Consider the following 3,143-nt stretch of genomic DNA (forward strand, 5'->3'; position numbering starts at 1 on the left):
GGCCAAGGCGTCCACGTGACCCGGGAGTTCCACGGCGGGCAGGGCCCGCGTGACCCACCCGTACCGCTCGGCCGTGCTCGCGTCGTAGTCGTCGCCTGTGGCAGCGATCTCCAGGGTGCGGCTGCGGCCGACCAGGGGGACCAGCCGTTCGAGTCCTGGCCAAGGCGTCCACGTGACCCGGGAGTTCCACGGCGGGCAGGGCCCGCGTGACCCACCCGTACCGCTCGGCCGTGCTCGCGTCGTAGTCGTCGCCTGTGGCAGCGATCTCCAGGGTGCGGCTGCGGCCGACCAGGGGGACCAGCCGTTCGAGTCCTCCCCCGGCAGGCACCAGGGCCGAGCCGATCTCCGGCTGACCGAGAACCGCGGTCTCCAGGGCGGCGTAGCGCAGATCGCAAGCGAGGGCGAGTTCGTTGCCGCCGCCCCGGGCCCGGCCCTCGATCTGTGCGACGGTGATGGCGCGCAGATCGCCGAGGCGCACAGTGATGTCCAGGAAGGCAGGCAGCCCCGTCGGCCCCGGTTCAGAGGGGAGGGGGCCCGCCGACAAGTCGTAGCGGGCGAAGAAGAAGTCGGGGTTGGCGCTGTCGAAAACCAGCACCCGCAGGTCGTCGGCCATCTCGGCGGCCTCCACGATGGCGCGGAGTTCCGCCGCGGTGACCGCGGTCATCAGGTTGATGGGCGGGTGGTCGAAGGTGGCTCGCCAGTAGCCGGGAAGGACCTCGACGACGGTGAACTGTGTCAGGGCGAGTTTCATAACAGTCATGCGTGCTCGCTTCTCAGACGGTCTGCCGGGTGGGCAGCACAGAGATCTCGGCAAGGTTCACACGCGGGGGCAGTGACACCGCGTAGGTGACCACGCCTGCCACGTCGTCCGGGGTGAGCCACTCGATCTGCTCTCGTGTGCTCGCCAGGCGGCTCCGTGACTCCTCGCTCGGGATGTGTGACTGCAGTTCGGTGTCGACGATGCCTGGCTCGACGGTCGTCACACGGACCTGCTTCGGCCCCAGTTCCGCGCGGAGGTTCCGGCCGAGATGGATGACGTACGCCTTGCTCGCGGCGTAGGCGGAATATGTGGGGAAGAGCGTCTTCCCGGCGATGGAGGCGGTGTTGACCAGGTCCGCGACTCCGAATGCGGCGGCCGCCTCCCCCAACTGCCCGCCGAAGGCGAGCACCGTGTTGTTGATCGCGCCAACGTTGAGCTCCGTCTGACGGCTCCAGTCCGCGGCCCGGAGCTCGGCGAGCGGGGTGGGCAGCATGATGCCGGCGTTGTTGACAACGATTCCGGCCGGGCCCAAGGTCCTGGCGACCTGCGTGGCGGTTTCCTGGAGCGCATGGGCGTCCGTGACGTCGACGGGGAAGGCCGCGGCCCTGCCTCCGTCCGCCTCAATGCTTGCGCGGATGTCCTGCAACCGCTGCGCGCGGCGAGCCAGCAGCGCGACCTGGGCGCCCTCCCGCGCCAGCGCCCGCGCAACCTGCTCGCCGATTCCGCTCGACGCTCCGGTCACCACGGCCACGCGACCGACGAGAGGTGTGTTGTGCGGGTTACGCAACGGAACTCTCTCCAATGGGGCAAGGACGATGGCGCCCGGTCGACTCCGACAACGAGACCGGTGTCTCGAGCCTCCCCTTCACCGTCGCCTCCTGGAACCACGTGATGCACGTAGTCCGGCCCGGCTGATCACTACGATTCCGTGCTGAGGGAGCCGCGACGGCCTCGATGCCGACCGGCAGGGTCCTCACGGACGTGGTGCGGCCGCCAATGCAGGACACAAGCCCGGTCCGGCCTCGTCACATATTTGGGTGAGGAACCGGAATCACGCGCTATGTGAAAGTTGCACAGTGTGCCGAACCATCGATGAACCGCGGGCGACCCTGCAGCACCCGGTTCTCCTCACCGCAGGCCGGTCGGGCTGCCGCCTCCTCGATTCACCGTCGTCGAGGCCCGGGCCCTTGGCGCGATGGTGCTTCGAACGGGCGATTGCAAAGCAGGGTGGCAGCAGGTCAACGGATTCGGTGTCGGCCGGTATGGGCTCGCGGATGCGGTCATTGGACTCACGTGTGCCAGAGAGCTACGCAAGCCGGACCACGACGAGCACTTTGGGGTTGACCAGTGGACGAGCTGTTCGGGCGGGACGAGGAATGCAGTCGGCTGACGGCAGCGCTCGACAACGCCCGGCGGGGAATGAGCGGCGTCCTGGTCCTGCGGGGCGGACCCGGGTCCGGCAAGAGCGCACTGCTCGACCACCTTCAGGTCTCGGCGGCCGCCGACTTCGAGATCATGCGCTTCGACGCCGTGGAATCCGAGGCCGAGCTGGGTTTCGCCGCGTTGCATCAGCTGCTCAGACCGCATCTGACCCGGCTGCCCAAGCTGCCCGATCCGCAAGGTGAAGCGCTGGGCCAGGTCTTCGGCCTGCAGGAGCGGACCAGCCCACCCGATCGCTTCCTCGTGGCACTCGCTTCCCTCGGGCTGATGGCCGCGCGTTCCGACGACCGCCCCTTGCTGTGCCTGGTGGACGACGCCCACTGGCTCGACGAGGAGTCCGCCGCGGTGCTCGCCTTCGTGGCTCGCCGGTTGCACGCAGACTCCATCACCATGGTCTTCTCCGTCCGGGACCAGCTGGTCTGCGTCGACCACCTGGCGGGGCTTCCTGAGCTGACAGTAGGCGGGCTCCGGGCAGAAGCTGCGGGACGACTGCTGGAGTCAGTGGTCTCCGGGACCCTTGATCCCGACGTCCGCGATCGGATCGTCGCGTCGACCGGAGGCAACCCCCTTGCACTGATCGAGGCGGCCAGGGAGCTGAACGCAGACCAGCTCAGCGGTGAGGCACCGCTGCCGGAGCCGATCCCCCTCGGGCGGGCGCTGGAGCGGGTCTACCTGCGCGACGTGCTGGCGCTACCACCGCAGACCCGGACCCTGCTGCTGACGTCCGCGGCCGATCCCAGCAGCGATCCGAACGTGCTGTGGCGGGCCGGACCGAAACTTGGCTTCGACGCCGGCGCGGCGGCTGCAGCCGAGGATTGCCTCCTGCTGTCAATCAGGGAGATCGTCAAGTTCCGTCACCCACTGATCCGCTCGGCCGTCAGAGACGCGGCGCGCGTCAGCAGCGACGAACTGCCGGTCCAGTCGCCACGGTCGCGGGTGCGTG

3 protein-coding genes are annotated in these 3,143 nt (G+C 68.9%); 1 reads left to right on the forward strand and 2 read right to left on the reverse strand.

All coding sequences use genetic code 11. The features are described from left to right. Together EAO75_RS44825 and EAO75_RS44830 are read right to left on the reverse strand one after the other, a co-directional pair. On the reverse strand, window positions 1-760 hold a 760-nt coding region (locus EAO75_RS44825), incomplete at its 3' end, for an enoyl-CoA hydratase/isomerase family protein (RefSeq protein WP_148000873.1). A 13-nt stretch (window positions 761-773) separates the two neighbouring features. Beyond that, the gene (locus tag EAO75_RS44830) at window positions 774-1,511 is read right to left on the reverse strand and encodes an SDR family oxidoreductase (RefSeq protein ID WP_261989726.1); all 738 of its coding nucleotides are present in this window, start codon (window positions 1,509-1,511) and stop codon (window positions 774-776) included. Window positions 1,512-2,107: 596 nt separating this feature from the next. Here EAO75_RS44830 and EAO75_RS44835 point away from each other — a divergent pair. Further along, window positions 2,108-3,143 (forward strand): AAA family ATPase (locus EAO75_RS44835; protein WP_148000875.1); only part of this gene is annotated, 1,036 nt, incomplete at its 3' end.

It is taken from the genome of Streptomyces sp. UW30 (genome assembly GCF_008042075.1).
Classification (GTDB): Bacteria; Actinomycetota; Actinomycetes; order Streptomycetales; family Streptomycetaceae; genus Streptomyces.